General features: G+C 61.9%; 25 protein-coding genes. 9 read left to right on the top strand and 16 right to left on the bottom strand.

All coding sequences use genetic code 11. The features are described from left to right. Window positions 1-68: 68 nt before the first annotated feature. The 3 genes from zapE to DBO86_RS09385 form a co-directional block, all read right to left on the bottom strand. Window positions 69-1,163: a cell division protein ZapE gene (gene zapE, locus DBO86_RS09395; protein WP_108233533.1), complete on the bottom strand. Its 1,095-nt coding sequence runs from the start codon at window positions 1,161-1,163 to the stop codon at window positions 69-71. Between the two features lie 201 nt (window positions 1,164-1,364). Next, the gene (locus DBO86_RS09390) at window positions 1,365-2,711 is read right to left on the bottom strand and encodes a tryptophan--tRNA ligase (RefSeq protein ID WP_108233532.1); all 1,347 of its coding nucleotides are present in this window, start codon (window positions 2,709-2,711) and stop codon (window positions 1,365-1,367) included. Window positions 2,712-2,832: 121 nt separating this feature from the next. After that, complete coding sequence (locus DBO86_RS09385) at window positions 2,833-3,462, bottom strand: alpha/beta hydrolase (RefSeq protein ID WP_108233531.1); 630 nt, start codon at window positions 3,460-3,462, stop codon at window positions 2,833-2,835. A gap of 121 nt (window positions 3,463-3,583) precedes the next feature. Between DBO86_RS09385 and DBO86_RS09380 the strand changes: the two genes are divergently transcribed. Then, entirely contained in the window at window positions 3,584-4,015 is a 432-nt protein-coding gene (locus DBO86_RS09380; protein WP_003459282.1) for a Z-ring associated ZapG family protein, read from the top strand. A gap of 912 nt (window positions 4,016-4,927) precedes the next feature. Here the strand turns inward: DBO86_RS09380 and cysN are convergent. Together cysN and cysD are read right to left on the bottom strand one after the other, a co-directional pair. Further along, on the bottom strand, window positions 4,928-6,823 hold the full coding sequence (gene cysN, locus DBO86_RS09375; RefSeq protein WP_108233530.1) for a sulfate adenylyltransferase subunit CysN: 1,896 nt from the start codon (window positions 6,821-6,823) through the stop codon (window positions 4,928-4,930). 12 nt (window positions 6,824-6,835) lie between these two features. Continuing rightward, on the bottom strand, window positions 6,836-7,753 hold the full coding sequence (gene cysD / locus DBO86_RS09370) for a sulfate adenylyltransferase subunit CysD (protein ID WP_003459279.1): 918 nt from the start codon (window positions 7,751-7,753) through the stop codon (window positions 6,836-6,838). A gap of 343 nt (window positions 7,754-8,096) precedes the next feature. Here cysD and DBO86_RS09365 point away from each other — a divergent pair, with 343 nt between their 5' ends. Then, the gene (locus tag DBO86_RS09365) at window positions 8,097-11,336 is read left to right on the top strand and encodes an autotransporter family protein (protein WP_108233529.1); all 3,240 of its coding nucleotides are present in this window, start codon (window positions 8,097-8,099) and stop codon (window positions 11,334-11,336) included. 88 nt (window positions 11,337-11,424) lie between these two features. After that, window positions 11,425-12,255, top strand: coding sequence for an alpha/beta hydrolase (locus DBO86_RS09360; protein ID WP_244185529.1), 831 nt, complete (start codon window positions 11,425-11,427; stop codon window positions 12,253-12,255). 31 nt (window positions 12,256-12,286) lie between these two features. On the opposite strand, the gene DBO86_RS09355 is transcribed toward DBO86_RS09360, so the two are convergent. After that, window positions 12,287-13,045 carry a Nif3-like dinuclear metal center hexameric protein gene (locus DBO86_RS09355; RefSeq protein WP_108233527.1) on the bottom strand — a complete coding sequence of 253 codons (759 nt, stop codon included), beginning with the start codon at window positions 13,043-13,045 and terminating at the stop codon, window positions 12,287-12,289. Window positions 13,046-13,155: 110 nt separating this feature from the next. On the opposite strand from DBO86_RS09355, the gene algW reads away from it, so the two are divergent. After that, a complete protein-coding gene (gene algW / locus DBO86_RS09350) occupies window positions 13,156-14,298 on the top strand; it encodes a Do family serine endopeptidase AlgW (protein ID WP_108233526.1) in 1,143 nt (380 codons plus the stop codon). 324 nt (window positions 14,299-14,622) lie between these two features. Here algW and hisC read toward each other — a convergent pair whose 3' ends face one another. The 10 genes from hisC to DBO86_RS09300 all read right to left on the bottom strand — a co-directional run bounded on the left by hisC (window position 14,623) and on the right by DBO86_RS09300 (window position 22,806). After that, complete coding sequence (gene hisC, locus DBO86_RS09345) at window positions 14,623-15,675, bottom strand: histidinol-phosphate transaminase (protein WP_108233525.1); 1,053 nt, start codon at window positions 15,673-15,675, stop codon at window positions 14,623-14,625. A 112-nt stretch (window positions 15,676-15,787) separates the two neighbouring features. Beyond that, window positions 15,788-17,098 (bottom strand): histidinol dehydrogenase, encoded by a 1,311-nt coding sequence (hisD, locus tag DBO86_RS09340; RefSeq protein WP_108233524.1) that lies wholly within the window; start codon window positions 17,096-17,098, stop codon window positions 15,788-15,790. 206 nt (window positions 17,099-17,304) lie between these two features. Further along, the gene (hisG, locus tag DBO86_RS09335) at window positions 17,305-17,940 is read right to left on the bottom strand and encodes an ATP phosphoribosyltransferase (protein WP_108233523.1); all 636 of its coding nucleotides are present in this window, start codon (window positions 17,938-17,940) and stop codon (window positions 17,305-17,307) included. A 191-nt stretch (window positions 17,941-18,131) separates the two neighbouring features. Further along, window positions 18,132-19,397 (bottom strand): UDP-N-acetylglucosamine 1-carboxyvinyltransferase, encoded by a 1,266-nt coding sequence (gene murA, locus DBO86_RS09330; protein WP_003459269.1) that lies wholly within the window; start codon window positions 19,395-19,397, stop codon window positions 18,132-18,134. 22 nt (window positions 19,398-19,419) lie between these two features. Further along, the gene (locus DBO86_RS09325) at window positions 19,420-19,659 is read right to left on the bottom strand and encodes a BolA family protein (RefSeq protein ID WP_003459267.1); all 240 of its coding nucleotides are present in this window, start codon (window positions 19,657-19,659) and stop codon (window positions 19,420-19,422) included. 118 nt (window positions 19,660-19,777) lie between these two features. Then, complete coding sequence (locus tag DBO86_RS09320; RefSeq protein ID WP_003459265.1) at window positions 19,778-20,086, bottom strand: STAS domain-containing protein; 309 nt, start codon at window positions 20,084-20,086, stop codon at window positions 19,778-19,780. Further along, a complete protein-coding gene (locus tag DBO86_RS09315) occupies window positions 20,083-20,715 on the bottom strand; it encodes an MlaC/ttg2D family ABC transporter substrate-binding protein (RefSeq protein ID WP_039964321.1) in 633 nt (210 codons plus the stop codon). Before DBO86_RS09315 ends, DBO86_RS09320 begins: the two co-directional genes overlap by 4 nt. A gap of 14 nt (window positions 20,716-20,729) precedes the next feature. After that, window positions 20,730-21,200: an outer membrane lipid asymmetry maintenance protein MlaD gene (gene mlaD / locus DBO86_RS09310; RefSeq protein WP_017678927.1), complete on the bottom strand. Its 471-nt coding sequence runs from the start codon at window positions 21,198-21,200 to the stop codon at window positions 20,730-20,732. After that, complete coding sequence (mlaE, locus tag DBO86_RS09305; RefSeq protein WP_104728226.1) at window positions 21,200-21,997, bottom strand: lipid asymmetry maintenance ABC transporter permease subunit MlaE; 798 nt, start codon at window positions 21,995-21,997, stop codon at window positions 21,200-21,202. The genes mlaD and mlaE overlap by 1 nt, the downstream gene beginning before the upstream one ends. After that, a complete protein-coding gene (locus DBO86_RS09300; protein WP_003459253.1) occupies window positions 21,997-22,806 on the bottom strand; it encodes an ATP-binding cassette domain-containing protein in 810 nt (269 codons plus the stop codon). The genes mlaE and DBO86_RS09300 overlap by 1 nt, the downstream gene beginning before the upstream one ends. Before the next feature lie 296 nt (window positions 22,807-23,102). Between DBO86_RS09300 and DBO86_RS09295 the strand changes: the two genes are divergently transcribed. The 5 genes from DBO86_RS09295 to lptB are packed head-to-tail and all read left to right on the top strand — an operon-like array spanning window position 23,103 to window position 26,424. Then, a complete protein-coding gene (locus DBO86_RS09295) occupies window positions 23,103-24,077 on the top strand; it encodes a KpsF/GutQ family sugar-phosphate isomerase (protein ID WP_003459250.1) in 975 nt (324 codons plus the stop codon). Next, window positions 24,077-24,598 (top strand): KdsC family phosphatase, encoded by a 522-nt coding sequence (locus DBO86_RS09290; RefSeq protein WP_003459242.1) that lies wholly within the window; start codon window positions 24,077-24,079, stop codon window positions 24,596-24,598. Before DBO86_RS09295 ends, DBO86_RS09290 begins: the two co-directional genes overlap by 1 nt. 8 nt (window positions 24,599-24,606) lie before the next feature. Further along, window positions 24,607-25,173, top strand: coding sequence for an LPS export ABC transporter periplasmic protein LptC (gene lptC / locus DBO86_RS09285; RefSeq protein ID WP_003459241.1), 567 nt, complete (start codon window positions 24,607-24,609; stop codon window positions 25,171-25,173). Beyond that, the gene (gene lptA, locus DBO86_RS09280; RefSeq protein ID WP_021488070.1) at window positions 25,160-25,699 is read left to right on the top strand and encodes a lipopolysaccharide transport periplasmic protein LptA; all 540 of its coding nucleotides are present in this window, start codon (window positions 25,160-25,162) and stop codon (window positions 25,697-25,699) included. Before lptC ends, lptA begins: the two co-directional genes overlap by 14 nt. Next, complete coding sequence (gene lptB / locus DBO86_RS09275; protein WP_003459236.1) at window positions 25,699-26,424, top strand: LPS export ABC transporter ATP-binding protein; 726 nt, start codon at window positions 25,699-25,701, stop codon at window positions 26,422-26,424. Before lptA ends, lptB begins: the two co-directional genes overlap by 1 nt. Window positions 26,425-26,658 lie beyond the last annotated feature (234 nt).

Genomic DNA, 26,658 nt, shown 5'->3' with positions numbered 1-26,658 from the left:
GCTGACTGCCCCCCCCCGGAAATGCACAAGGCGACCTCGCAGGTCGCCTTGTGCGTATCACTGCACCGTCAAGGCCGGTGCGGGCGCGAGAGGAACTCGTGTGACTGCATCTCCAGCAGGCGGCTCAGCGTACGCTGGAACTCGAAACTCAGACGACCGCCGGTATACAGATCCTTGAGCTCCACTTCGGCAGAGATGATCAGCTTGACGTTACGGTCGTAGAACTCGTCCACCAGATTGATGAAGCGCCGCGCCATGTCGTCCTTGGCCACGCTCATCTGCTCGACATTGGCCAGGATCACCGCGTGGAAGATCTTGCCCAGTTCGATGTAGTCGTTCTGGCTGCGCGGCCCATCGCACAGCTCGCGGAACTCGAACCAGGCCACGTCTTCGCACACGCGCACGGCATTGATTGCGCGGTTCTCGATCATCAGCGCCTCGTTCTCCACCATATGGGTGCAGTCCGGCAGCAGGCTCTGGAAGCTCTTGCGCAGGCTCTCGTCGGCCTCGAGGCCGAGCGGGAAGTGGAACAGCTCAGCCTGCTCCAGCGCACGTAGACGATAGTCGACGCCGCTGTCGACGTTGACGATATCGGTGTGCTCCTTGAGCAGGGCGATGGCCGGCAGGAAACGTGCACGCTGCAGGCCATCCTTGTACAGGCCGTCCGGCACGATGTTGGAAGTCGCGACGAGCGACACGCCGTTCTTGAACAGCTCCTCCAGCAGGGTGGCGAGGATCATCGCGTCGGTGATGTCACTGACGAAGAACTCGTCGAAGCAGATCACCCGCGCCTCGTCGGCGAAACGCTTGCCGATGATGGTCAGCGGGTTCTTCTCACCCTTGAGGGTCTTCATCTCCTCGTGCACACGTTTCATGAAGCGGTGAAAGTGCGTACGCATCTTCTGCTCGAACGGCAGCGCATCGAAGAAAGTGTCGACCAGATAGGTCTTGCCGCGCCCGACACCACCCCAGAAATACAGGCCCTTGACCGGCCCCTGCGGCTTCTTGCCGAACAGCTTGCCCATCAGCCCGGATTTGCCCTGCTCACGCGCGATCAGATCGTCGTACAGACGCTGCAGATGGCGGACGGCATTTTCCTGGGCCGCATCATGGAAGAAGTCGGGCCGCTTGAGATCGGCCTGATAACGCTCTAAGGGGGTCATGATTCGTTAGCCGGGCAAGTAAAAACGGGGGCGTCACTTTAGCGACGCCCCCGTTGATTGGCAATCGGTGCAAGCTAGGCACACTCCCTCTCCCATTTATGGGAGAGGGTCGGGGAGAGGGCAGGCCGACGACGCGGTGCACCGGACAACCCTCTCCCCCAGCCCCTCTCCCGCAAGCGGGAGAGGGGAGCAAAAGCCTCTTCATTCCTGCGGCGCCAGCGCCTCACGCAGACGGGCGATGGCATCTTCCAGCGCCTGACCATCAGTGAACTCGGGACTGCTCGCCACGCTTTCACCGTCGACCCAGACCGAGAATACCCGGCCTTCGACGCGCACATCCAGCGGCTCGCCGGATTGCAGACGCTTGTTGGCCATACCGGCCGACTTGCCATCGGCGAAGGATTTCGACAGCAGCAATTGCTCGCCATCGGCGTCGAGCAGGCGGAAGCGGAAGCTGCCGTCGTCGTCGCGAAAGCTGACGAAGCGTGCGCTCTTGGCGGCTTTCTTCTTCTCGCTGGTAGCGACCTGCACCTGCTCGCGGAACGAGCGCAGGCCCACCGCCTCACGCAGCTCGCCGAGGAACGGCGTGGCGATCTTGCGTGCCTTGACGGCACCAGCCAGGAGGATGTCCTCAAGATCAGCGGGCCGAGCGATCAGCGCGTTGTAGCGTTCGCGCGCCTCGCCCAGGGTGTCTTCAAGCAGTTGGTACAGGCGATTCTTCGCCTCGCCCCAGGCCAGGCCGCCTTCCAGCTCGGCGCGGAACTCAGCCTGCTGCGACTGGCTGGCGAAGGCCTGGTACAGGGTGAACAGGTGCGAGCCCTCGGCATCCTTGGGCTCACCCGGCAACTTGGAGTCGGTGACGATACGCGCCACGGCATCCTTGAGTTGCTTGGCGCTGCCGAACAGCGGGATGGTGTTGTCATAACTCTTGCTCATCTTGCGCCCGTCGAGGCCGGGCAGCGTAGCCACCTCTTCCTCGATCACCACCTCGGGCAGGACGAACAGATCCTTGCCCTTGCCGAACAGGTGGTTGAAGCGCTGGCCGATGTCGCGGGCCATTTCCACGTGCTGGATCTGGTCGCGGCCGACCGGCACCTTCTGCGCGTTGAACATCAGGATGTCCGCGGCCATCAGCACCGGGTAGCTGAACAGGCCCATGGTCACGCCGGCATCCGGGTCTTCACCGGCTTCGACGTTCTTGTCCACCGAGGCCTTGTAGGCGTGGGCGCGGTTGAGCAGGCCCTTGCCGGCGACGCAGGTCAGCAGCCAGCACAGCTCGGGAATCTCGGGGATGTCGGACTGGCGGTAGAAGGTCGCCTTGTCGGTATCCAGGCCCAGCGCCAGCCAGGTGGCTGCGATTTCCAGGCGCGAGCGCTGGATGCGCGCCGGATCATCGCACTTGATCAGCGCGTGGTAGTCGGCAAGGAAGTAGAAGGAGTCCATCTGCGGATCGCGACTGGCAACGATGGCAGGGCGGATGGCGCCAGCGTAGTTACCCAGGTGCGGTGTGCCGGTGGTGGTAATACCGGTAAGGATACGGGTGGTCATAGTAATTCGCTTGTCTTGCTGCAATGACTTGGTAGGCCTTCATTTGCCGTCACTCCCGCGAAGGCGGGAGCCTAGGTGCTGCGGCCTTCTGGGTTCCCGCCTGCGCGGGAATGACGGTTTTTTATAAACGCGGCAGAAGGATGTCCTTCAAGTCCGTCAGCTTGCCGTGAAAAAAGTGACCGCATTCTGCCACTTTCAGCAGCTCGTGGGCACGCCCGAGATTGGCCGACCAGTCGTACACGGCCTGTGGCTCGACCACCTCGTCGGCATCAGGCTGGATCACCACCAGCGGGCACTGGCTGGCCGGCGGCGTCTCGGCGGTCAGGCGATGCACCGCCGGCGCCACCATGAACAGCTTGCTCGGCACCTGCCCCTGCGCTTCCAGGCGGGCACCCAGCGCAGCAGCGACGAAGCCGCCAAAAGAAAAGCCCAGCAAGGTGATGGGCAGATTCGGGTACTCCTCCTTGAGCCAAGCGGCCACCGCTTCGGCGTCGTCCACCTCGCCGGTACCCATATCGTGGCTGCCGGCACTGGCGCCAACACCGCGATAATTGAAACGCAATGTGTGATAACCACAGTCACGCGCGGTGCGCTGCAAGGTGCTCACCACCTTGTTGAGCATGGTGCCGCCCTGTACCGGGTTGGGATGACAAACCAGCGCCACGCCTCGGGCGTCCGCTACTTCCAGCAGAAGGGCTTCGAGTTGACCCACCGGGCCTTGAATGAAAAGAGGGGTTTCGCGACTGAGCAACACTGAACTCCGTGACCCCGCAACGGGTCGACTCGTCTAGCAAACTGCCTGCGAGGTAAACGTATACAGCGCAGGTTCGAGCCGCTAACGTAAAGCAAAGCCGTTTTGAGAGGAAGGACTCGTGGAACAGACCGTTACAGCCTGGTTGATACCCGCCCTGACCCTGGTGGTCGGCATCGCCGTGGGCTTTCTGCTAGCCCGCCTGGCCCCCAATGCTGCACCGGGCCGTACGCAGCGGCAGATGGATGAAATGCAGGCACGCTTCGAGGCCTACCAGAACGAAGTGGTGACCCACTTCAACACCACCGCCAGCCTGGTGAAGAAACTCACCCAGAGCTACCAGGACGTGCAGGAGCACCTGTCCGACGGTGCCAACCGCCTGGCCCTGGATGAGCTGACCCGTCAGCGCCTGCTGGCCACCCTGAACAGCACAGAAGCCGGCGAAAAGCGCGAGCGCCTGACTCCGCCGAAGAACCACGAGATGCCCAAGGACTACGCGCCGAAAAGCGACGGCCCCGGCATGCTCGACGAGAGCTACGGGCTGAAGAAGTAATCCGCCAGCCAGAAATACCGAGCCCCGCGATTGCGGGGCTTTTTTATGGTTCTTCGGATAGTTTGGAGAAAGTGCGGGTTGACACACAGGACTGGCAAGTTTGTGTGCGTATCACTTACTGACCTAGCACTATCCATTACCGCGTCGCCTGAACGTTTGGGTTGCGCCCCTTACGGGCGCCACACCTTGATTCGCTGAGCTCACCCTGCGGGCCAGCCTGTGGCTGTTACTACGCTCCGCTACGTTTCGTTGCTTGCCCAAGAAAGGTGTACCAAAGAAGGGCGCCCCGACATCCGGGTTTCGCTACGCGAAACTTCCCTCGCTCCGGTGCCGCTCCGGGGGCTGGCTTACATGGGCCATCCTTGGCCCATTAAGCGGGGCCGCCATCGGTATCTCGCCGCATCCATGCGGCTCGCTCTCCTACGCAATACCTCCACTCGGCCTCCTGAAGGGGGCCAGGTCGCGAGCTTGCAAGATTTCCTCGAGCTCAAGCTCGACGGTGTCTGTTTTTGCTTTCAGGCAGCGATCACGCAGGCGACGCCCAAGTCCCCTTCAGGAGGCCGAATGGAATCGCCGCGTAAGGGGTTGAGCGACATGGATGTCGCGAGAGCCACGATGGGCCAGGGATGGCCCTTCGTGGCGGGCCCCTGGAGTGGTGATGGAATGAGGGAACCCCGGCGCAGCCGGGGCCGGATGGCGGGGTGCCCTTCTCTTTGGTTACTTTCTCTTGGGCAAGCAAGAGAAAGTGACTCGCCCGTGAGGGGCGAAACCCATCAGGCCAAGCGGCGCGCTAATGGAGAGTGCCAAGTCATCGACAGCTAGCACTTAATCGCGAATGAATTCGCTCCTACAACAGGCACCCCACAAACGACGAGCCCCGCTACTAGGCGGGGCTCGTTGCAGTGCACGTGCTTAGATCGCGCCGCGGCTACGCAGCAGATCCAGCACTGCCTTGACGCCCTCCTCGACCGACTGCGCCTGGGTATCGATCACCAGATCGGCATCCAGCGGCACGTCGTAGGGGAAGCTTTCGCCCGGGATATTGTCCCCCCCTGCGGCATACAGCCCCTGCGGATCACGCTCGGCGCAAATCTGCGGCGAAGCCTGAACGTAGACGGTTACCAGACGCTCGCTGCCGATCAGCGCCTTGGCCTGCTCGCGACCTTCGGCATCCGGGGCGACGAAGGCCGCCAGGGCGATCAGCCCGGCCTCGTTGAACTGACGCGCGACGTGCGCGGCACGACGCCAGTTCTCGGCGCGGCCGGCACGATCCTGCGGCAGGCCCTTGTTCAGGTCGTGGCGCAGATTCTGGCCATCGAGCACGTAAACCGCACGCCCCATGTCAAACAGCTTGCGCTCGACCGCATAGGCCAGGGTGCTCTTGCCGGCGCCGGACAGGCCGCTGAACAGCACGGTGGCCGGCTGCTGGCCGAAGCGCGAGGCACGCTCCTCGGTCGATACGTGCGCCAGACGGCCATGCTGACCGCCGCCATGGCTAACCGGATCGGCGATGATCATACCGGCGCCGACGGTGCCATTGGTCAGGCGGTCGATGACGATAAAGGCGCCAGTGGTGCGGTTGTACTCGTAGCCATCCAGAGCAATCGGCGCATCCAGGGCGACCTTGACCCGGCCAATCTCGTTGAGCTTCAGCTCGCTGGCAGCGCCCTGCTCCAAGGTGTTCACGTCGACGCGATGGACGATGCTCGGGATCGAGCCCGGCACGTAGCTGGTGGCGCGTTTGATGTCGTATTTCTTGCCCGGCAGCATCGGCTCTTCGCCCATCCACACCAGCATGGCCTCGAAGCTATCGCTGACCTGCGGACGGTTGTCGGCGTGCACCAGCATGTCGCCACGCGACACGTCGATCTCGTCTTCCAGGGTCAGGGTAATAGCCTGGCCCGGGCCGGCGTGCTCCAGCTCGCCCTCGAAGGTGACGATGGACTTGACCTTGCTGGTCTTGCCCGAAGGCAGCGCCATGACTTCATCGCCCTTGCGCACGATGCCACTGGCCAGGGTGCCGGCGAAACCGCGGAAGTTCAGGTTCGGGCGGTTGACGTACTGCACCGGGAAGCGCAGGTCATCGAAGTTGCGGTCGCCAGCGACCTCAACGCTCTCGAGAATCTCCATCAGCGACTGGCCGGTGTACCAGGGCGAGCGCTCGGATCTGTTGACCACGTTGTCGCCCTTGAGCGCCGACATCGGCACGAACTCGAGGGTGGTCGGGCGCAGGCCGATCTTCTCGGCGAAGGCCAGGTAGTCGGCCTTGATCTGCTCGAACACGCCCTGATCGAAGTCCTTCAGGTCCATCTTGTTGACGGCGACAACGATGTGCTTGATGCCCAGCAACGAGGCGATAAAGCTGTGCCGGCGGGTCTGGGTCTGCACGCCGTAACGGGCGTCGATCAGGATGATCGCCAGGTCGCAGGTCGAAGCGCCGGTGGCCATGTTGCGCGTGTACTGCTCATGGCCGGGGGTGTCGGCGATGATGAACTTGCGCTTGGCGGTGGAGAAGTAGCGGTATGCCACATCGATGGTGATGCCCTGCTCGCGCTCGGCCTGCAGGCCGTCGACCAGCAGTGCCAGGTCGATGTCATCGCCGGTAGTGCCGACCTTCTTCGAATCCTTGGTGATGGCTTCCAGATGATCCTCGTAGATCATCTTGGAGTCGTGCAGCAGGCGGCCGATCAGCGTGCTCTTGCCGTCATCGACGTTGCCGCAGGTAAGAAAGCGCAGCAGCTCCTTGCGTTCGTGCTGGGCCAGATAGGCGAGGATATCCTCGCTGATCAAATCAGACTGATGACTCATGATGAGGAATCCTTAGAAGTAGCCCTGGCGTTTTTTCTCTTCCATCGAACCGGCGGCGTCGTGATCGATGACCCGCCCTTGCCGTTCGCTGGTCTTGGTCAGGAGCATTTCCTGGATGATTTCCGGCAGCGTGGTCGCGGTGGACTCCACCGCGCCGGTCAACGGGTAGCAGCCAAGGGTACGGAAACGCACCATCTTCTTGGTGATGCGCGCCTTCTCTTCATCGGACAGGTGCTCGAGGATGCGCTCGTCGTCGATCATGATCAGCGTGCCGTTCTTCTCGATGACTTCGCGCTCGGCAGCGAAGTACAGCGGCACGATCGGGATCTGCTCCAGATAGATGTATTGCCAGATATCCAGCTCGGTCCAGTTCGACAGCGGGAAGACGCGGATCGACTCGCCCTTCTTCACCTTGCCGTTGTACACGCTCCACAGCTCGGGACGCTGGTTCTTCGGATCCCACCGGTGCTTGCTGTCACGGAAGGAATACACGCGCTCCTTGGCGCGGGATTTTTCTTCATCACGACGGGCACCACCGAAGGCGGCATCGAAGCCGTACTTGTCCAGTGCCTGTTTGAGACCTTCGGTCTTCATCACGTCGGTGTGCTTGGCACTGCCGTAGGTGAAGGGGTTCATGTCCTGCGCCACACCGTCGGGGTTGATGTGGGTCAGCAACTCCAGGCCATACTCACTGACCATCTTCTCGCGGAAGCGATACATCTCCTGGAACTTCCAGCGGGTATCGACGTGCAGCACCGGGAACGGCAGCTTGCCAGGGAAGAAGGCCTTGCGCGCCAGATGCAGCATCACGGCGGAGTCCTTGCCGATGGAATAGAGCATCACCGGGTTGTCGAATTCGGCGGCCACTTCACGAATGATGTGGATGCTTTCCGCCTCCAGCTGCTTCAGATGGGTCAATTTGTCGAGCATGGCTACTCACGGTTTGCTGTTATGGGGCCGGCGGGCCGTGGACGAGCGCGCACTCTACCACAGCACCTGCTTATACTCAGGGCGCCAGTTAGATCGAAACGATCTAGTTTTATATCCGAAAAAGGCCTCTCAGAGGCTCTCGCCTAAATTTCGCAGCACTTGCCCCTAAGCCGCAGCACGAGCGTTGAGTGCCTGCGACCTTGTCCGACTCAAGCACCTTATATTCTCCCGCGCATCTCAAAAGGCATGACCTCAAGGGTGGCTTATAGCTATCATCCTTATTACCATCCGTCCGCCGCCAGACTGCGGCTATTGACTATATGCTGCTCAAGGAGAGCTCCCAATGCCTTACCCGAACCTCGCAAAGTCTCTGCTGGCACTGGCCATCGCCACCAGCAGCCTGCAGGCACATGCGGTCATTTATGACGTCAGCAACGGCCCAATAGAGTTCGAAGGTAAAACCTTTACCGAATCCCTGACCATTACCGGCAACCTAACGACTGAAGAAGATGCCGTGGAACTGGCTGACGGCACCGATCTGCAGGGGGATTTGATCCTCGATGCGCAGATTACCGTGACCGGCCCGCAGGCAGAGGTCGGCAACTACGCCAGCGCGCTGGATATCAGCGGCGACGGCTGGGGCGACGCGGTACAGATCGACGGCCAAGTCATCAACAAGGGCAGCCTGAACGCGTCCGGCCTGATGGCTCAGGGCATGACCATCGAATACGCGGATATCGAGGGCGGGCTGGTCAACGACGGCAGCATTACCATCACCGACGGTATCGACGTCAACGACGCCATCACCGAAGGCAACCCCTCCGGCATCTTCGTCCAGTACGCCAATATCGACGGTCATGTGCGCAACAATGGCCAGATCAAGGTCAATGGCAACGATGAAGCGGACGCCACCGGTATCCAGATTCTCGACAGCGACCTGGCCGAAGCGGACATCATCAATAGCGCCACCGGCAGCATCGAAGTCAGCGGTGAAGAAGCGCGCGGATACGATATTTCTCAGGTCAGCATCCAATCGCTGCTCAATGCAGGCAGCATAAAGGCTACCGCCCTTACCGAGGCTCTGGGTATCTGGCTGGAGGACGTCACTGCGGGCGCGGTCAGCAACTCGGGCGACATTACAGCGACCACCCAGGCAGGCAGTGATGCGACAGGTATCAAGGTCGACGATAGCGAGCTGGCCAGCCTGAGCAACACAGGCACCATCAGCGCTTCCGCTCCTGCCGGCGAAGCCGTCGGCATTCAGATCGACGATAGCGATATCGAGGGCAGCCTGGTCAATCTCGGCAGCATCGATGTGCAGAGCGGCGATGAAGCCATTGGCATAGAGCTGTTCAACAGCAATGTCGACGGTCTGACCAACGAAGGCAGCATCACCGTCACCAACACCAGCAATGCCGCTGTCACTGCGAGCAGCGAGGCTGATACCCGAGGCATCCTGCTGTTCGGCTCCGATGCCGATGGCGAAGTGCGCAACGACGGTTCGATCAAGGTATCCGGCAACAAGGTTGCGGGTATCCAGATCCTCAATAGCGATCTGGCCGAGGCCGACATCGTCAACACCGGAAAGATTGAGGCAGACGGCAAGATCGCTTTCGGTCTCGACCTATCGGGCGTTAAACCCGCCACGGTGCAATCGATCACCAACAGCGGCACCATTGCCGTGAGCGCCAGCGAGCGCAGCCATGGCCTCTATCTCGACCGCGTCGAAGCCAGCGGTAGCCTGAACAACAGTGGCTCGATCATCGCCATCGGCAATGACGCTCGCGCCATCCGCCTGGAACAAGCCAGCATCGCCGGCGGTATCCACAACAGCGGTACGATCAAAGGTGACGATTTCGGCATCTGGATCGGCGACAACAGCGTCGCACCGGTGCACGTAACCCAAAGCGCCGGCCTGCTCCAGGGCGGCCAGTACGCCGTTCAAGGCGGCAGCGGCAATCAGGTCAGCGTCGAGCTGGCCGGCGGCACCATAGGCGGCAACCTGGCGGGTATTTTCAAGCTGGATGTAACCGGCAAGGGTATCTTCGATGGCGACAGCATCAGCACGGTCGCACCTAGCACCGGTGAAGCAGGCAAGGGCTGGGTCGACCTGTACAACAGCAGCGACAGCCCCAACGGTACAGCCGGCCACCTGGTTCTGCTACGTCCGCACACCACGCTCAACGGTGAACTGGAAGTCAATACTGGCGCCACTGTGGAGCTGAGCCTGAGCCAGGCCACCAACGCCAACCAGGCAATTCTCGATGTCAACGGCACCGCCTACTTCGCCAACGGCAGCCGGCTTCTGCTGACACCGGTAGGCAGCGACTTCAGCGCCGACGGCAAGCAATATCTGCTGCTCGCCGCAGAAGCCATCGACAACCAGGGCCTGCAGGTCAGCAGCAGCTCCGCGCTGCTCAATGTCGATCAATTCAATGTGGGCGACAATCAGATAGTGGCCACCGTCAGCGGCAAGGCCGCAAGTCAGGCCGAGGACATCCTTGCTGGTGCCGGTGCCAGCGGTAACGCCCAGGCCGCTTTCGCGCCGTTCTATAGCGGCGTGTTGAAGCAGGGCAACATCGACAGCAACGATGCCGTCGCCCAGGCCTTCGCCAATGCCGGTGAAGCCGAGCTGGCCAAACTTGCCCAGCAACTCACCCCGCAAGTCGATGGTGCTGCCAGCCAGGCAGCCACTGGCGCTCAGGGCCTGACCAGCAGCGCGGTCGGCTCCCGCACCTCGTCCCTGCGCGGCGGCTCCTCGGGCTCGTCGTTCAGCCAGGCTGGCGTCTGGGTGCAGGGGCTGAGCAGCAGCGCCGACCAGGGCCGTCGCGACGGCATCGCCGGCTACGATGCGGACAGCAAGGGGATTTCCATTGGTATCGACGGCAAGCTGAGCGACAACCTGACCCTCGGCGTCGCGTACAGCAACCTACGCACCGACGTGAAAAGCGACACTGGTAACAAGACCGATGTCGACAGCCAGTTGCTGACCCTGTATTCGGGCTTCGAGCAGGGTAATCTGTTCGTCGATGCCAGCCTGAGCTACGGCATCAACGACAACAGCAGCAAACGCTACATCGCCGGCACTCAGGCCAAAGGCAACTACGACAGCTCGCTGCTTGGTCTGAATGTCACGGCCGGTTACGGCCTGCACGCAGGCAACATCACTCTGGAGCCACGCGTCGCCGGCCGCTACAGTCGCGTCGACATCGATGGCTACCGGGAGAAGGGCTCGTCCGCCGCCCTGCGTACGGAAGATCAGCGTTACGAAGTCATCGAACTGGGAGCAGGCGCTCGCCTGGCAAGCCAGATTCGCGTCGGTCAGGGCTCCCTGGAGCCGGAACTGCGCCTGATGGCCTATCATGATTTCGCCGCCGACCAGGCACGCAGCACCTCCTCCTACGTACTGGGCGGTACGCCCTTCGTGACCAGTGGCGCCAAGCCCTCGCGCGATAGCTACGAGGCAGGTATCGCTCTGAACTACCGTATCGGGGCATTAACCCTGGGCGGCAGCTATGATCGCATCGGCAAGTCGGACTTCGATGCCGACGTGTTCCAGGCCAAGGTGCGCTACGACTTCTAAGCCGCCCAGCCTGTCCGCTGTACCCGAACGCCCGGCCTGAGCCGGGCGTTCGCTTTTGCATGAAGATTTTCTCGAATGACGAGCAGCCATGAAAACAACTAGCAGACTTTACCCGCTCATGACGCTGTCGCTCATACTCACAATGGCCGGTTGCGCCGCGCCAGCCAAACAACGCCTGGAAGAACAACTTTCGGTCAGACACCAGCTACTCGTGCTAGACAGCCAGCCCTTCCCGCTGCTGGCCGCGGTGGCTCGCAACCCCAAGGCCAGTCCCCATTTAAGGGTCTACATCGAAGGCGATGGTCGCGCCTGGATCACCCCTGGCCAGCCCAGCCTCGACCCCACGCCCAGCGGTGACTGGTTCGCTTTACTGGCCCTCAGCGACCCGCAACCTGCCGCCTGGCTGGCGCGCCCCTGCCAGTACGTCCGCAATGCAAGTTGCCATATCGGATTATGGACGGATGCGCGCTTCTCCCCCGAGGTCCTCGTCGCACTCGATCAAGCGCTCGACATGCTCAAACAACGATACGGCAGCGAGCAGTTGGAGTTGATCGGCTACTCTGGCGGCGCCGCGCTGGCCTTGCTACTGGCCGCACGGCGCGATGACGTATCGGCGGTGCAAAGCCTGGCTGGCAACCTTTCGCCAAGACTCTGGGCGGCTCAACAGCGATTCAGCCCCTTGCACGGCTCACTTGAGCCACTCGATTACAGGCAACGCCTGCAAAAGCTGCCGCAGCGCCATTTGGTCGGCATGCAGGACCGCAACGTTCCGGCCAATCTGGCCGAGCGCTGGCAGCAATACCTGGGCGACTCATCGTGCATCGAGATCGAGCAGCTTGCCGGCCTCGATCACTACAACGGTTGGACGGATGCATGGCGCGCACGGCGTGGCATGACGCCGACTTGTAGCTCGCCCTAGAGCAATCTGCTCAGCGCCAAATGCGCTGCGCTCAGATCGGATTCGGGCAGTCGATGAACAGGTGTTCGAGGGCGAAACGCCGTGCCAGATACTCACCCAGCGCTTGCACGCCGTAGCGCTCGGTGGCGTGATGACCGGCAGCGATGAAGCTCACGCCATTCTCACGCGCGCTGTGGAAGGTCTGCTCGGAGGCTTCGCCGGTCAGGTACAGGTCGACCCCGGCGGCAATCGCCTGGTCGATATAGCCCTGGCCGCCGCCCGTGCACCAGCCAACGCGGCGGATCAGCCCGTCGCCCGCAACCAGCAGCGGCTCGCGCCCGAGCACCTGCTGGATGTGCCGGGCAAAATCGGCGGCGCTCATCGGCTCGGCCAGTGAGCCGACAAGGCCAACGGTACGCGGGTTTTCCGGCTCCAGCGGGCCTTCGACGACGATGCCGAGTTGACGTGCAAGCTGCACGTTGTTGCCCACCTCGGGGTGCACATCCAGCGGCAGGTGATAGGCCAGCAGGCTGATGTCGTGCGCCAGCAGCGCTTTCAGGCGACGCTGCTTCATGCCGGTGACGCAGGGGTTTTCGCCCTTCCAGAAGTAGCCGTGATGCACCAGCAGCACATCGGCCTTGGCGTCGATGGCGGCCTCGATCAATGTCTGGCTCGCGGTAACGCCGCTGACGATACGGCTGACCTGCGGGCGCCCCTCGACCTGCAGGCCATTGGGGCAGTAATCACTGATTCGCGACGCATTAAGAAAAGCGTCAGCTTCTTCCACGAGCGTGGTCAGGGCAATGGCCATGAAGATTCCTCACAAGCTGTTGCGGGCCGCTGCCTAATTGGCGAGCGCCTCACTATAATGCGCCACCTTAAGGGCCGGATTTGGCCCCCGCAACCCTCAGGATTGTCTCGATGCCCCAGGCACTGCGTTTTCTCGGTTGGCCCCTGCTGGTCGGTGTGTTATTCGCACTGCTGCTGATCCAGCGCTACCCGGAGTGGGTCGGCTTGCCCCGCCAGGAAGTGCAGCTGGTACAGGCACCGCTCTACAGCCGCCTGCAGGAAGGCCCAGTGTCCTACTCCAAGGCAGTCGATACCGCATCGCCAGCCGTCGCCAACTTATACACCACCAAGCTGGTGAGCAAACCCGCCCATCCGCTGTTCGAAGACCCAACCTTCCGCCGCTTCTTCGGCGACAACCTGCCCCGCCAGCAACGTATGGAGTCGAGCCTCGGCTCGGCGGTGCTGATGAGCCGTGAAGGCTACCTGCTGACCAACAACCACGTGGTCAGCGGCGCTGACCAGATCATCGTCGCCCTCAAGGACGGCCGCGAAACCCTGGCACGGGTGATCGGCAGCGACCCGGAAACCGACCTGGCCGTATTGAAGATCGACCTGCCCAATCTCCCGGCGATCACCTTGGGGCGCTCCGACAGCATTCGCATCGGCGATGTGACCCTGGCCATCGGCAACCCCTTCGGCGTCGGCCAGACCGTGACCATGGGCATCATCAGCGCCACCGGGCGCAACCAGTTGGGCCTCAATACCTACGAAGACTTCATCCAGACCGATGCGGCGATCAACCCAGGCAACTCTGGCGGCGCACTGGTCGATGCGCACGGCAACCTGGTGGGCATCAACACGGCGATCTTTTCCAAGTCCGGCGGCTCGCAGGGCATCGGCTTCGCCATCCCGGTGAAACTGGCCATGGAAGTGATGCAGGCGATCATCGAACACGGCAAGGTGATCCGCGGTTACCTCGGTGTCGAGGTGCAGCCGCTGACGCCGGAGCTGGCCGAATCCTTCGGTCTCGATGGACGCCCCGGCATCGTCGTGGCGGGTGTCTATCGCGATGGTCCGGCGCAGAAAGCCGGCCTGCAGCCGGGCGATCTGATCCTCAGCATCGATGGCGAAGCGGCCAGCGACGGTCGCCGTTCGATGAATCAGGTTGCACGTACCAAGCCAGGCGACAAGATTCGCATCGACGTGTTGCGCAACGGCAAACCACTGCAGCTGACCGCCGAAATCGGCATCCGCCCGCCAGTCAACGACAACTGAGTTCTACGCAACGAAATAGTCGGCATCACGCCTAGTGCCAGTCAGTTAAGTGCCTAAACGCTTGGTTTACGGGCGCTGCAATCGTATAGGAACGAATTTAACTGTTGCCCGGCGGTTCGATTTGCAGGGTGGGCTTCAGCCCACATTGGCCGCCGTTGGAGGACTGAAGCGGAGCGCCGCCCGGGCCACCCTACAAAAGCCAAAAACCTTATCTGATCGACATCAGGGTCTGTTGCCGTTTCGCGCACGGCCGCGTCGAAACGGCAACAGACCCTAGGCATCACGCCGGCTTTTTCGTGCACTGCAGCTAACAGTCGGGCGCCTTCAGAGCCCCCGCAACACGTCCAGCAGCGCCTGATTCTGCTCCGGCGTACCAATGCTGATACGCAGGAACTGGGCGATGCGCTGTTGCTTGAAGTGACGCACGATCACCCCCTGCTCACGCAGCCCGGCTGCCAGAGTCGCGGCATCCTTGTCCGGATGACGGGCGAAGACGAAGTTCGCCGCCGAAGGCAGCACCTCGAAGCCCAGCCCCTGTAGACCGGCGACAACTACCTCACGACTGTCGATCACCTGCTGGCAGGTTTTCTCGAAATAAGCGCGATCCTCGAACGCCGCCGCAGCACCCGCGATGGCCATGCGATCGAGCGGATAGGAGTTGAAGCTGTTCTTGATCCGTTCCAGCGCCTCGATCAGATCCGGATGACCGACCGCGATGCCTACGCGCAAGCCCGCCAGAGAGCGCGACTTGGACAGGGTCTGGGTGACCAGCAGGTTCGGATACTTGTCGACCAGAGCGATGGCCGTCTGGCCGCCGAAGTCGATATACGCCTCGTCTACCAGCACCACGCTGTCCGGGCTGTTCTGCAGCAGGCGCTCGATGGCCTCGAGCGGCAGCAGACAGCCGGTCGGCGCATTGGGGTTGGGGAAGATGATGCCGCCATTGGGCCGAGCATAATCCTCCACGCGGATCTGAAACTGCTCGTCCAGCGGCACCTGCTGCTGCTCTATACCGTACAGGCCGCAATAAACCGGATAGAAGCTGTAACTGATATCCGGGAACAGCAAAGGCGCGTCATGCTTGAACAGGCCATGGAACGCATGCGCCAGCACCTCGTCAGAGCCGTTGCCGACGAACACCTGGTTGGTCTGCACGCCATAGTAGTCAGCCACTGCCTGCTTCAGGCGATCGCTGTTGGGGTCCGGGTACAGGCGCAGGTTGTCGTTGACCTCGGCCTGCATCGCCGCAATGGCCTTGGGCGAAGGACCATAAGGGTTCTCGTTGGTATTGAGCTTGACCAGCTTGCTCAGCTTGGGCTGCTCACCTGGCACATAGGGCACCAGGTCTTTGACAAAGGGGCTCCAGAATTTGCTCATCTGCCCTTCTCTCCTCGAAATGGTTCGATCTGTTTGATGTAGGAGCCGGCTTGCCGGCGATACTTTCAGGCACGGCTCGCCAGCGAGCTGGCTCCTACAGGTTCGGACTGGCCTATGGCTTGATACGGTACTCGGCGCTACGCGCATGCGCGGTCAGCGATTCGCCACGGGCCAGCACCGAGGCGCTCTTGCCCAGCTCCGACGCGCCATCCGGCGAGCAGAAGATGATCGACGAGCGCTTCTGGAAGTCGTACACCCCCAGCGGCGAGGAGAACCGCGCGGTGCCGGAAGTGGGCAGCACGTGATTCGGGCCTGCCACGTAGTCGCCCAGGGCTTCTGCTGTGTAGCGGCCCATGAAGATCGCACCGGCGTGGCGAATCTCGGGCAGCCAGGCTTCCGGATCGGCGACCGACAGCTCCAGGTGCTCCGGCGCGATGTGGTTGGCCACCTCGATGGCCTGCGCCATGTCGGCCACCTGGATCAGCGCGCCACGGCCTTCCAGCGAGGTGCGGATGATCTCGGCACGCTCCATGGTCGGCAGCAACTTGGCGATGCTCTCGGCGACGCGGCCGAGGAAGGCGGCATCCGGGCTGACCAGGATCGACTGAGCATCTTCGTCGTGCTCGGCCTGGGAGAACAGGTCCATGGCGATCCAGTCCGGATCGGTCTGGCCGTCACAGACCACAAGAATCTCGGAGGGGCCGGCGATCATGTCGATGCCGACCTTGCCGAACACATGACGCTTGGCGGTGGCCACGTAGATGTTGCCAGGTCCTACGATTTTATCGACTGGCGGCACGCTCTCGGTGCCATAGGCCAGCGCGGCCACGGCCTGGGCGCCACCGATGGTGAACACACGATCGACACCGGCGATGGCGGCAGCAGCGAGAACGATCTCGTTGATCTCACCGCGCGGGGTCGGCACCACCATTACCACTTCCGGCACACCGGCGACCTTGGCCGGAATGGCGTTCATCAGCACCGAGGACGGGTAGGACGCCTTGCCGCCCGGCACGTACAGGCCGGCGCGATCCAGCGGGGTGACCTTCTGCCCCAGCACGGTGCCGTCGGTTTCGGTGTAGCGCCAGGAGTCCTGCTTCTGCTTCTCGTGGTAGCTGCGCACCCGCTCGGCAGCCACTTCCAGCGCCTGGCGCTGCTCGGCACTGATTCGGGTCAGGGCCAGTTCCAGGCGCTCGCGCGGCAGAATCAGGTCGGCCATGGAGGCGACCTGCAGGCCATCGAAACGCTGGGTGTATTCGACAAGAGCAGCGTCGCCACACTCGCGCACGGCCTGGATGATTTCCAGCACGCGCTGGTTGACGCCATCGTCGGACACGCTCTCCCAGCTCAGCAGATGATCCAGGTGTCGGGCGAAATCCTGGTCAGCGGCATTGAGTCGGCGAATGGCGATTGGAGCAGTCATGGCTAAGCCTCGTGTGATGGCAAATTTCAGGCGCCGCTAGAGTAGCAAGCCCACCGTGCGGGCACCTGAGAATTTGGCTATGACACGGATAGGCTGGAGAAAACTCTGAACAGTCACTCCCGCGAAGGCGGGAGCCCAGGTGCTGCATGTTCTGGGTTTCCGCCTTCGCGGGAATGACGACTACTTCAGCGCTTCCTCGAAAGAGATCAGTGCGGATGTCGCGCCTCGATGGCGCTACGCAGGGTGTCGATCAGGGACTGGATGCGCGCGTGCTGCATCTTCATCGAAGCCTTGTTGACGATCAGGCGCGAGCTGATGGTGGCGATCAGCTCCTGCGGTTCCAGACCGTTGGCGCGCAGGGTGTTGCCGGTGTCGACCACATCGATGATCCTGTCCGCCAGGCCCACCAGCGGCGCCAGTTCCATCGAGCCGTAGAGCTTGATGATATCGACCTGACGGCCCTGCTCGGCGTAGTAGCGCTTGGCGACGTTGACGAACTTGGTGGCCACGCGCAGGCGGCCTTTCGGCTCCGGCGCACCGACCTTGCCAGCCGTCATCAGCTTGCATTTGGCGATCTGCAGATCCAGCGGCTCATAGATGCCCTGGCCACCGTACTCCATCAGCACGTCCTTGCCCGCCACGCCGAGGTCGGCTGCGCCATGCTCGACGTAAGTGGGCACGTCGGTGGCACGTACGATCAGCAGGCACACGTCATCCTGAGTGGTCGGGATGATCAGCTTGCGGCTCTTGTCCGGGTTCTCGGTCGGCTCGATGCCCGCCGCCGCCAGCAATGGCAGGGTGTCATCGAGAATGCGGCCTTTGGACAGGGCGATGGTCAGCATGGAACGGTTTCCTTGAGCGGTAGCGGCCTCCCGAGAAGGTTGGCCACACTATCTGCGATCTCGCGAGCTAGAGTCATGCAAGGCAAAAACAGGCGAGGAAGCGGAGTTTACAAGTTGCAAATGAGCATTCGACCGGGCTGGCGTTCCAGACTGTTTTTAACGCAGCAGAACCGACGCGCAGCAGATCGCCATCAACCCGGAACGCGGCGGATCTTGGCACCGAGCAGTTGCAGCTTCTCTTCGATGCACTCGTAACCACGGTCGATGTGGTAGATGCGGTCGATCAGCGTATCGCCGTCAGCCACCAGCGCAGCCAGCACCAGGCTCGCCGAGGCGCGCAGGTCAGTCGCCATCACCGGTGCGCCCTTGAGCTTGTCGACCCCGGTAACCACGGCCGTATTGCCTTCGACCAGGATGTTGGCGCCCATGCGCAGCATCTCGTAGACATGCATGAAACGGTTTTCGAACACGGTTTCAATGATGGTGCCGGTGCCTTCAGCTACCGCGTTCAGGGCGATGAACTGCGCCTGCATATCGGTGGGGAACGCCGGATAGGGAGCGGTACGCAGGTTGACAGCCTTGGGGCGCTTGCCCTTCATGTCCAACTCGATCCAGTCCGGACCGGTGGTGATTTCGGCGCCTGCTTCCTGCAGCTTGGCCAGCACGGCCTCCAAAGTCGAAGGATCGGCGTCCTTGACCTTGACTCGACCACCGGTAACGGCAGCGGCCACCAGGTAGGTGCCGGTCTCGATACGGTCGGGCATGACGTTGAAACGCGCGCCATGCAGGCGCTCGACGCCGTCGATGATGATGGTGTCGGTACCGGCACCCTGGATCTTCGCGCCCATGGCGATCAGGCAGTTGGCCAGGTCGACCACCTCAGGCTCACGCGCGGCGTTTTCCAGCACGCTGCGGCCCTTGGCCAGGGTCGCGGCCATCATGATGTTCTCGGTGCCGGTCACGCTGACCACATCGAAGAAGAAATGCGCGCCACGCAGGCCACCTTCCGGCGCCTTGGCCTTGATGTAACCACCCTCGACATCGATGATCGCCCCCATGGCCTCGAGGCCACGGATGTGCAGATCGACCGGACGCGAACCAATGGCGCAGCCGCCCGGCAGCGCCACCTCGGCCTCACCGAAACGCGCAACCATGGGGCCAAGCACCAGAATCGAGGCGCGCATGGTTTTTACCAGCTCGTAAGGCGCGACCAGGGTCTTGATGGCGCGCGCGTCGACCTCGACTGCCAGCTTCTCGTCGATCACCGGCTCGATGCCCATGCGACCGAACAGTTCGATCATGGTGGTGATGTCGTGCAGGTGCGGCAGGTTGCAGATGGTGACGGGCTCGTCGCCCAGCAAAGTGGCCGCCAGAATCGGCAGCGCAGAGTTCTTCGCACCGGAAATGCGGATTTCGCCATCGAGGCGAACGCCGCCGGTAATGATCAGTTTATCCATAGGAATCTCGTCGCCCGCAGGCTCAGGAACGCGCGGCCCAATCGGCCTGGCTGAAGAATTTCATGGTCACCGCATGGATGCTGCCATCGGCGATCCAGGCATTGAGGTGAGCATAGATCTGCTGCTGACGCTTGACCGGACTGAGGGCGGCCAGTTCGTCGCTGATCAGGTTGAGCTGGAAGTTACAGCCTTCGCCTTCGACTTCCACCTGGGTATTCGGGAGTTTTTCCTCTAGGAGGCTTTTTACTTCTGCAGCCTGCATGCTCGACCTCGACTGACGCATTCGGGCTACCAGCGCCCGCGGGTCGGCCATCATACAAAAAAGCCTCCCGCCTGCGAACCCCGCCAGCACCGGCACAGACACAACGACGGGAAACACTTCACGCTTGCAGCGGCAGCAACTCCAGCAAGCCGCTGACCTGAGCGATCTCGCGCATGTCGTCGGGCAGCGCGCTGATGGTCAGCTCACGCCCGGCCTTGCGCGCATCGCGCATGAACGCCAGCAACAGCGCCAGGCCGACGCTGCTGGACTTTTCCACCGCGCTGCAGTCGAGCGTCAGACGCGTCGCGCTGCTGGCGGCGATCAGGCGCGCGCCCTGCTCACGCAGCAGCGGACCGGTGCTGTAATCGAGCACACCGCTGAGCTGCAATTGCCCAGCAGCGCGCTCGCCGATGCTCGCCTGACTCACGATTCGCCTCGAGCCTGACGCGCCCTGGCGACTGTGTCAGCCCAGGTGTCGATGACCTTGTCGAGATCGTTGCGGTTGTTCTGCATCGACTGGGCGAACTGATCGCGGAACAGCTTGCCGACGTTGATGCCGTTGATCACCACGTTACGCAACTTCCAGCGACCATCGATCAACACCATGGTGTAGGACAGCGGGTAGACCACGCCCTTGCCATCACGAATTTCCATGCCGACCGAGGTGCGCTCGCCCTCGGCCCCGCCGCTGGCTGGCAGCACACGAATGTCCTGGTTGTTGTACTCGAGCAGGGCGTTGCCATAGAACTGCATCAGGCTGCGCTTGAAGTTCTCCTGAAAGCGGCTCATCTGCTCAGGCGAAGCCTGACGCGAATAGCGCACGGTCATCACGCCACGGGCGATGCCCTCGACATCCACCACCGGGCCGAGAATCTCGTTGAGCGAGTCGTAGAAGGCATTGGGATTGTTGCGGTACCGCTCCTTATTGGCCTTGAGGTCCGCCAGCAGGGTTTCGGTGGTTTGCTGCACCACTTCATGGGCGCTTGGTGCAGCGATGGCCAGCAGCGGCATGGCAGCCAGCAACACCAGCAGGGAATTACGCACGGTTTTGAACATGTCAGGAGCCCTCATCAATTGGCCTCATCTTTATTGACCGAATTGAGCAGGAATTTGCCAATCAGGTCTTCCAGCACCAGCGAGGACTGCGTGTCGTGGATGGTGCTGCCGTCCTTGAGCACCTCCTCGTCACCACCAACGCTGATGCCGATGTATTTCTCACCGAGCAGCCCCGCAGTCAGGATCGACGCAGTGGAATCCTCAGGCAGGTTATTGACGCCGCCATCGAGCTCCAGGGTCACCCGGCCCATGTAGCTGTCACGATCCAGATCGATCGCAGTGACCTTGCCGATGCTCACGCCGGCCATGGTGACCTTGGCGCGCACGGTCAGCCCGGCGATGTTGTCGAAATAGGCGTAGACCTTGTAGGTATCGCCAGCACTGCCGACGCTCAGGCCGCTGACGCGCAGGGCCAGCAACAGCAGGGCCAGCACACCGGCCATGAGGAACAGGCCGACACCAATCTCCAGCGTGCGGTTTTGCATCAGAAATCTCCAAACATCAAAGCGGTCAGAATGAAATCCAGGCCAAGCACGGCCAGCGAGGCGTACACCACGGTGCGCGTGGTCGCACGGCTGATGCCTTCGGAAGTGGGCTCACAGTCGTAGCCCTGGAACACGGCGATCCAGGTCACCACGAAGGCGAAGACGATGCTCTTGATCACGCCATTGAGCACATCGTCATAAAAGGAAACACTGTTCTGCATGTTGGCCCAGAACGAGCCCTCGTAGACGCCCAGCCAATCCACGGCGACCATCGCCGCACCCCAGATACCGACCACGCAGAAGATCATCGCCAGCAGCGGCATGGAGATGAAGCCGGCCCACAGCCGCGGCGCGACGATGTACTTGAGCGGGTCGACGCCAATCATCTCCAGGCTGGAGAGCTGCTCGGTGGACTTCATGTTGCCGATCTCGGCAGTCAGCGCCGAGCCGGCGCGACCGGCGAACAGCAGCGCGGTCACCACCGGGCCAAGTTCACGCAGCAGGGTCAGGGCGACCATCTGCCCAACAGCCTGTTCGGAGCCATAGCTGACCAGAATGTTGTAGCCCTGCAGGGCCAACACCATGCCTATGAAGATGCCGGACACGACGATGATCGCCAGCGACATCACGCCAACCGCGAACAGTTGCTTGATCAACAGCTGCAAAGGCTTGCCGGCACGGCTGCGCCCGAACAGAGCGTTGACCAGAAACAGGACAGAGCGCCCCAGGGTCGCGACCACATCGATACCCGCACGACCGAACAGGCGCAGCCGTTCGAGCGGTGAAATTCTGCGCATCAACCTCTCCCCAACAGATCTTCGCGGTAGTCCGGCGCCGGAAAATGAAACGGCACCGGCCCATCCGGAATGCCCTTCATGAACTGGCGAATGCGCGGGTTATCCGACTCCATCAACTCGGCCGGTGTGCCCTGCCCCAGCACCTGTGCATCACCGACGACATAGATGTAGTCGGCGATACTGGCGGTTTCTGCAAGATCGTGAGAAACCACCACACTGGTGATCCCCAGCGCATCGTTGAGCAGGCGGATCAGGCGCACCAGGACGCCCATGGCGATGGGGTCCTGACCGACGAAAGGCTCGTCATACAGCAGAATCTGCGGATCGAGCGCAATGGCTCGGGCCAGCGCGACACGGCGCTTCATGCCGCCAGACAACTCGTCCGGCATCAGCTCCAGCGCTCCGCGCAGGCCAACGGCCTGCAACTTCATCAGGACGATGTCGCGGATCATTTCTTCCGGCAGTTGGGTATGCACACGCAGGGGAAAGGCCACGTTCTCGAACACATCGAGGTCGGTGAACAGTGCACCGCTCTGAAACAGCACGCCCATCTGCTTGCGCATGTCGAACAGCTCGTCGCGCGACAGCTTCGGCAGGCTGACGCCCGCTACACGAACATCACCGGCCGAAGGACGCAGCTCGGCAGCGATCAGACGCAGCAGCGTGGTCTTGCCGCAGCCGGACGGCCCCATGATGCCGGTCACCTTGCCGCGCGGTATGCGGATATCGACCTGGTCGAAAATCGACCGCGCGCCGCGCTGAAAGCTCACGCCCTGCAACTCGATCGCGTACTCGTGCTCGGCGCTCATCTGAACTCCTTGAAAATCAGGCCTTCCTGGCAGACGCCGCCTCCAGAAGCGAGGACACGCGCCAGTTAGGGTCTGCTCCCGCTTCATCGCGAGCCGCGAGCGAAACGGGAACAGACCCTATCGGGCCAAAATGGCCGCGAACTATAGCATTTGCCGAACATCTCGCCCAATAGCACCACGGCGCAGCGTTCAGACTTGCGACAGCTTCGGCACTGCCCTGCATACGGCAAAGGTGAGCACGACAAGCTTTTCCCGTTATAATCCTCGTCTTTTTTCGCCCGACAGCCTTGCCCAGCATGAACCAGACCCGTGACCTGATTGATTCCGCGCAGCGCACCATCCGCCTCGAACTTGAAGCGGTACAGGAGCTATTGCCCCGCATCAATGCCGATTTCATCAAGGCCTGCGAGCTGATTCTCAGTTGCAAGGGACGCGTGGTAGTAGTCGGCATGGGCAAGTCCGGGCATATCGGCAACAAAATCGCTGCGACCCTGGCCAGCACCGGCACCCCCTCTTTCTTCGTCCACCCGGCAGAAGCCAGCCATGGCGACATGGGCATGATCACCAAGGACGACATCGTCCTGGCGCTGTCGAACTCGGGCTCGACCGCCGAGATCATCACCCTGCTGCCGCTGATCAAACGCCTCGGCATCCGCCTGATCAGCATGACCGGCAACCCGGATTCTCCATTGGCCAAGGCCGCCGATGTCAATCTCGATGCGCGCGTCTCGCAGGAAGCCTGCCCACTCAACCTGGCGCCGACCTCCTCGACCACCGCCAGCCTGGTACTGGGCGACGCACTGGCCATCGCCCTGCTGGAAGCGCGCGGCTTCACCGCCGAAGACTTCGCGTTTTCCCATCCGGGCGGCGCCCTTGGCCGGCGCCTGCTGCTCAAGGTAGAGAACGTGATGCACAGCGGCGAGAGCCTGCCTCAAGTCACCCGCGGCACCAGCCTGCGTGACGCCCTGCTGGAAATGACCCAGAAGGGCCTGGGCATGACCACCGTCCTGGAGGCTGATGGCCATCTGGCCGGGATCTTCACCGATGGCGACCTGCGCCGCGCACTGGACAAGGGCATCGATGTACGCGATGCCCGGATCGACGACGTGATGACGCCGCACGGCAAGACCATTCGCGCCGAGATGCTCGCCGCCGAAGCCCTGAAGATCATGGAAGACAACAAGATCAGCGCCCTGGTGGTAGTCGACGGCAATGATCGCCCGATCGGCGCGTTCAACCTCGGCGATCTGCTGCGTGCGGGAGTGATGTGATGAACGAACTGCTGCAACGCGCACGCGCCGTGAAACTGGCGATCTTCGACGTCGATGGTGTGTTGACCGACGGCCGCCTGTACTTTCTCGAAGACGGCAGCGAGTTCAAGACCTTCAACACACTCGACGGTCACGGCATCAAAATGCTGATCAACTCGGGTGTGCGCACCGCCATCATCAGCGGGCGCAAAACCCCGGTGGTCGAGCGCCGCGCCAATAACCTGGGTATCCAGCACCTGTTCCAGGGTCGTGAAGACAAACTCGTGGTACTCGACGGCCTGCTCGCCGAACTCGGCCTAAGCTATGAACAGGTTGCTTATCTTGGCGACGACTTGCCGGACCTTCCAGTCATTCGCCGTGTCGGATTGGGCATGGCCGTAGCCAGCGCCGACAGCTTCGTGCGCCAGCACGCCCATGGCGTAACCCAGGCACGCGGCGGCGACGGTGCGGCACGGGAATTCTGCGAACTGATCATGCGTGCCCAGGGCACACTGGATGCGGCCCAGGCCGCCTACCTGTAGAGAACAGCATGCCGCGTAAAATCCTCAACACTCTGATCTTTGCTCTGATTGCAGTCGTCGTGGCCGCACTCGGCTACTGGAACCTTGCCCCGGACAGCGCACGCCAAGCCCAGCGGGCCAGCGACAACAACGTCGTTGACTTCTATGCAGTGGGCGCGCGCACCGTGCAGTTCCAGGATGACGGCAAACTGCACTACCGCATGACCGCGGACAAGCTCGAGCACATCAAAAGCACCGACATCACCCTGATCGACGCCCCCAAGCTGGAGCTCTATCGCGGCACCGAGCTGCCCTGGGAAGTCACCAGCCAGCGCGCCGAAGTCTCGCCTGGCGGCGTCGAGGTAGAACTGATCGACGACGTGCGCATCGCCCGCACCGACGCCAAGAACCGTCCAACCATCATCACCAGCAGCCGCATGACCGTTATTCCTGACAAGGAATATGCGCAGACCGAGCAAGCCGTTAGAATCGTCGCGGCCAACGGGGTAACCACGGCACAAGGAATGAAAGCGTACTTGAATGACGGCAGGATGCTCCTGCAGTCCAACGTAAGAGGCCAGCATGAGGTTCGTTAATACCCTCCCCCTGATTCTCAGCCTCGGCGCCGCATTGGGAAGCGCGGCTGCCTGGGCACTGCCATCGGATCGTGATCAACCGATTCGCATCCAGGCCGACAGCGCAGAACTGGATGACCGACAAGGTGTAGCCGTCTACCGCGGCGATGTGATCATCACTCAGGGCACCCTGAAGATCACGGGTGACACCGTCACCATCACCCAGACCGCCAGCGGCGATATCGACGTCTTCACCTCGGTGGGCAACCTGGCGTACTACGAGCAGAAGCCAGCCGTGGACAAGGACATCGTCAAGGCCTACGGCAAGACCATCCAGTACTTCGCCAGCAATGAGCGCATCGTACTGATCGACCAGGCCAAGGTGATTCAGGAAGGCAATACCTTCGAAGGCGAGAAGATCGTCTATGACACCCGCCGCCAGATCGTCAACGCCGGCCGCGCAACAGGCGGCAACGTCAGCACGCCGCGCCCGCGTATCGACATGGTCATCCAACCGAAGAACAAACCCGCGGATCAGCAGCAGTAATGGCCATTCTCAAAGCCCAACACCTGGCGAAAAGCTACAAGAGCCGCCAGGTCGTGCGTGACGTCAGCCTGAGCATCGAAAGCGGTCAGATCGTCGGTCTGCTCGGCCCCAACGGCGCAGGCAAGACCACCTGCTTCTACATGATCGTCGGCCTGGTACGCGCCGACCAGGGCCGCGTGCTGATCGACGACCTCGACGTCAGTCACCAGCCCATGCATGGTCGCGCGCGCGCCGGCATCGGCTACCTGCCGCAGGAAGCCTCGATCTTCCGCAAGCTGTCGGTGACCGACAACATCATGGCCATCCTCGAAACGCGCAAGGACCTGGACCGCGCCGGGCGTCAGGCAGAACTGGAAAGCCTGCTGCAGGAATTCCATATCCACCATATCGCCGACAGCCTCGGTATGAGCCTGTCCGGCGGTGAGCGACGCCGCGTGGAGATTGCTCGCGCGCTGGCCACCAACCCCAAGTTCATCCTGCTCGACGAACCCTTTGCCGGGGTCGACCCGATCTCGGTGGGCGATATCAAGCAGATCATCCATCACCTCAAGACCAAGGGCATCGGCATCCTGATCACCGATCACAACGTGCGCGAAACCCTGGACATCTGCGAGACCGCCTACATCGTCAACGATGGACAGCTGATCGCCGAAGGTGACGCCGAGACCATCCTCGCCAACCAGACGGTGAAAGAGGTTTACCTGGGCCACGAATTCCGCCTGTAGCAGGCTGCGTGAAAACTACTGCACTCGGTGATGCTGCGTTAAAAACAGGCTCAAAATGCTCATTTACAGTCGTAAACTGCGCTTTCTCGCCTGTTTTTGCGGGGCCGCCATCGGTATTGCCTCACCTTCGCTCGCTACGCTTTCACACAACCTGTAGGTCGCTCACTATTTCGCTACAGAAATATTGCAACCCCTAGGCAAAAACGAGAAATTCAGGCATATAATTTGCTTCCT

Source organism: Ectopseudomonas oleovorans, from assembly GCF_003052605.1.
In the GTDB taxonomy this organism is placed as follows: domain Bacteria; phylum Pseudomonadota; class Gammaproteobacteria; order Pseudomonadales; family Pseudomonadaceae; genus Aquipseudomonas; species Aquipseudomonas oleovorans_A.
This window is presented reverse-complemented; position numbering and strand designations above follow the sequence as displayed.

Excerpts from the sequence above, each read along its gene's own strand:
- DBO86_RS09315 (WP_039964321.1), bottom strand. The coding sequence starts at position 20,715 with ATGTTCAAAACCGTGCGTAATTCCCTGCTGGTGTTGCTGGCTGCCATG.
- DBO86_RS09355 (WP_108233527.1), bottom strand. The coding sequence starts at position 13,045 with ATGGCCATTGCCCTGACCACGCTCGTGGAAGAAGCTGACGCTTTTCTT.
- cysD (WP_003459279.1), bottom strand. The coding sequence starts at position 7,753 with ATGCTCGACAAATTGACCCATCTGAAGCAGCTGGAGGCGGAAAGCATC.
- hisD (WP_108233524.1), bottom strand. The coding sequence starts at position 17,098 with ATGACTGCTCCAATCGCCATTCGCCGACTCAATGCCGCTGACCAGGAT.
- mlaE (WP_104728226.1), bottom strand. The coding sequence starts at position 21,997 with ATGCGCAGAATTTCACCGCTCGAACGGCTGCGCCTGTTCGGTCGTGCG.
- DBO86_RS09300 (WP_003459253.1), bottom strand. The coding sequence starts at position 22,806 with ATGAGCGCCGAGCACGAGTACGCGATCGAGTTGCAGGGCGTGAGCTTT.
- zapE (WP_108233533.1), bottom strand. The coding sequence starts at position 1,163 with ATGACCCCCTTAGAGCGTTATCAGGCCGATCTCAAGCGGCCCGACTTC.
- cysN (WP_108233530.1), bottom strand. The coding sequence starts at position 6,823 with ATGAGTCATCAGTCTGATTTGATCAGCGAGGATATCCTCGCCTATCTG.
- hisC (WP_108233525.1), bottom strand. The coding sequence starts at position 15,675 with ATGAGCAAATTCTGGAGCCCCTTTGTCAAAGACCTGGTGCCCTATGTG.
- hisG (WP_108233523.1), bottom strand. The coding sequence starts at position 17,940 with ATGCTGACCATCGCCCTGTCCAAAGGCCGCATTCTCGATGACACCCTG.
- DBO86_RS09325 (WP_003459267.1), bottom strand. The coding sequence starts at position 19,659 with ATGCAGGCTGCAGAAGTAAAAAGCCTCCTAGAGGAAAAACTCCCGAAT.
- lptC (WP_003459241.1), top strand. The coding sequence starts at position 24,607 with ATGCCGCGTAAAATCCTCAACACTCTGATCTTTGCTCTGATTGCAGTC.
- DBO86_RS09360 (WP_244185529.1), top strand. The coding sequence starts at position 11,425 with ATGAAAACAACTAGCAGACTTTACCCGCTCATGACGCTGTCGCTCATA.
- algW (WP_108233526.1), top strand. The coding sequence starts at position 13,156 with ATGCCCCAGGCACTGCGTTTTCTCGGTTGGCCCCTGCTGGTCGGTGTG.
- DBO86_RS09295 (WP_003459250.1), top strand. The coding sequence starts at position 23,103 with ATGAACCAGACCCGTGACCTGATTGATTCCGCGCAGCGCACCATCCGC.
- DBO86_RS09390 (WP_108233532.1), bottom strand. The coding sequence starts at position 2,711 with ATGACCACCCGTATCCTTACCGGTATTACCACCACCGGCACACCGCAC.
- mlaD (WP_017678927.1), bottom strand. The coding sequence starts at position 21,200 with ATGCAAAACCGCACGCTGGAGATTGGTGTCGGCCTGTTCCTCATGGCC.
- DBO86_RS09365 (WP_108233529.1), top strand. The coding sequence starts at position 8,097 with ATGCCTTACCCGAACCTCGCAAAGTCTCTGCTGGCACTGGCCATCGCC.
- lptB (WP_003459236.1), top strand. The coding sequence starts at position 25,699 with ATGGCCATTCTCAAAGCCCAACACCTGGCGAAAAGCTACAAGAGCCGC.
- murA (WP_003459269.1), bottom strand. The coding sequence starts at position 19,397 with ATGGATAAACTGATCATTACCGGCGGCGTTCGCCTCGATGGCGAAATC.
- DBO86_RS09290 (WP_003459242.1), top strand. The coding sequence starts at position 24,077 with ATGAACGAACTGCTGCAACGCGCACGCGCCGTGAAACTGGCGATCTTC.
- lptA (WP_021488070.1), top strand. The coding sequence starts at position 25,160 with ATGAGGTTCGTTAATACCCTCCCCCTGATTCTCAGCCTCGGCGCCGCA.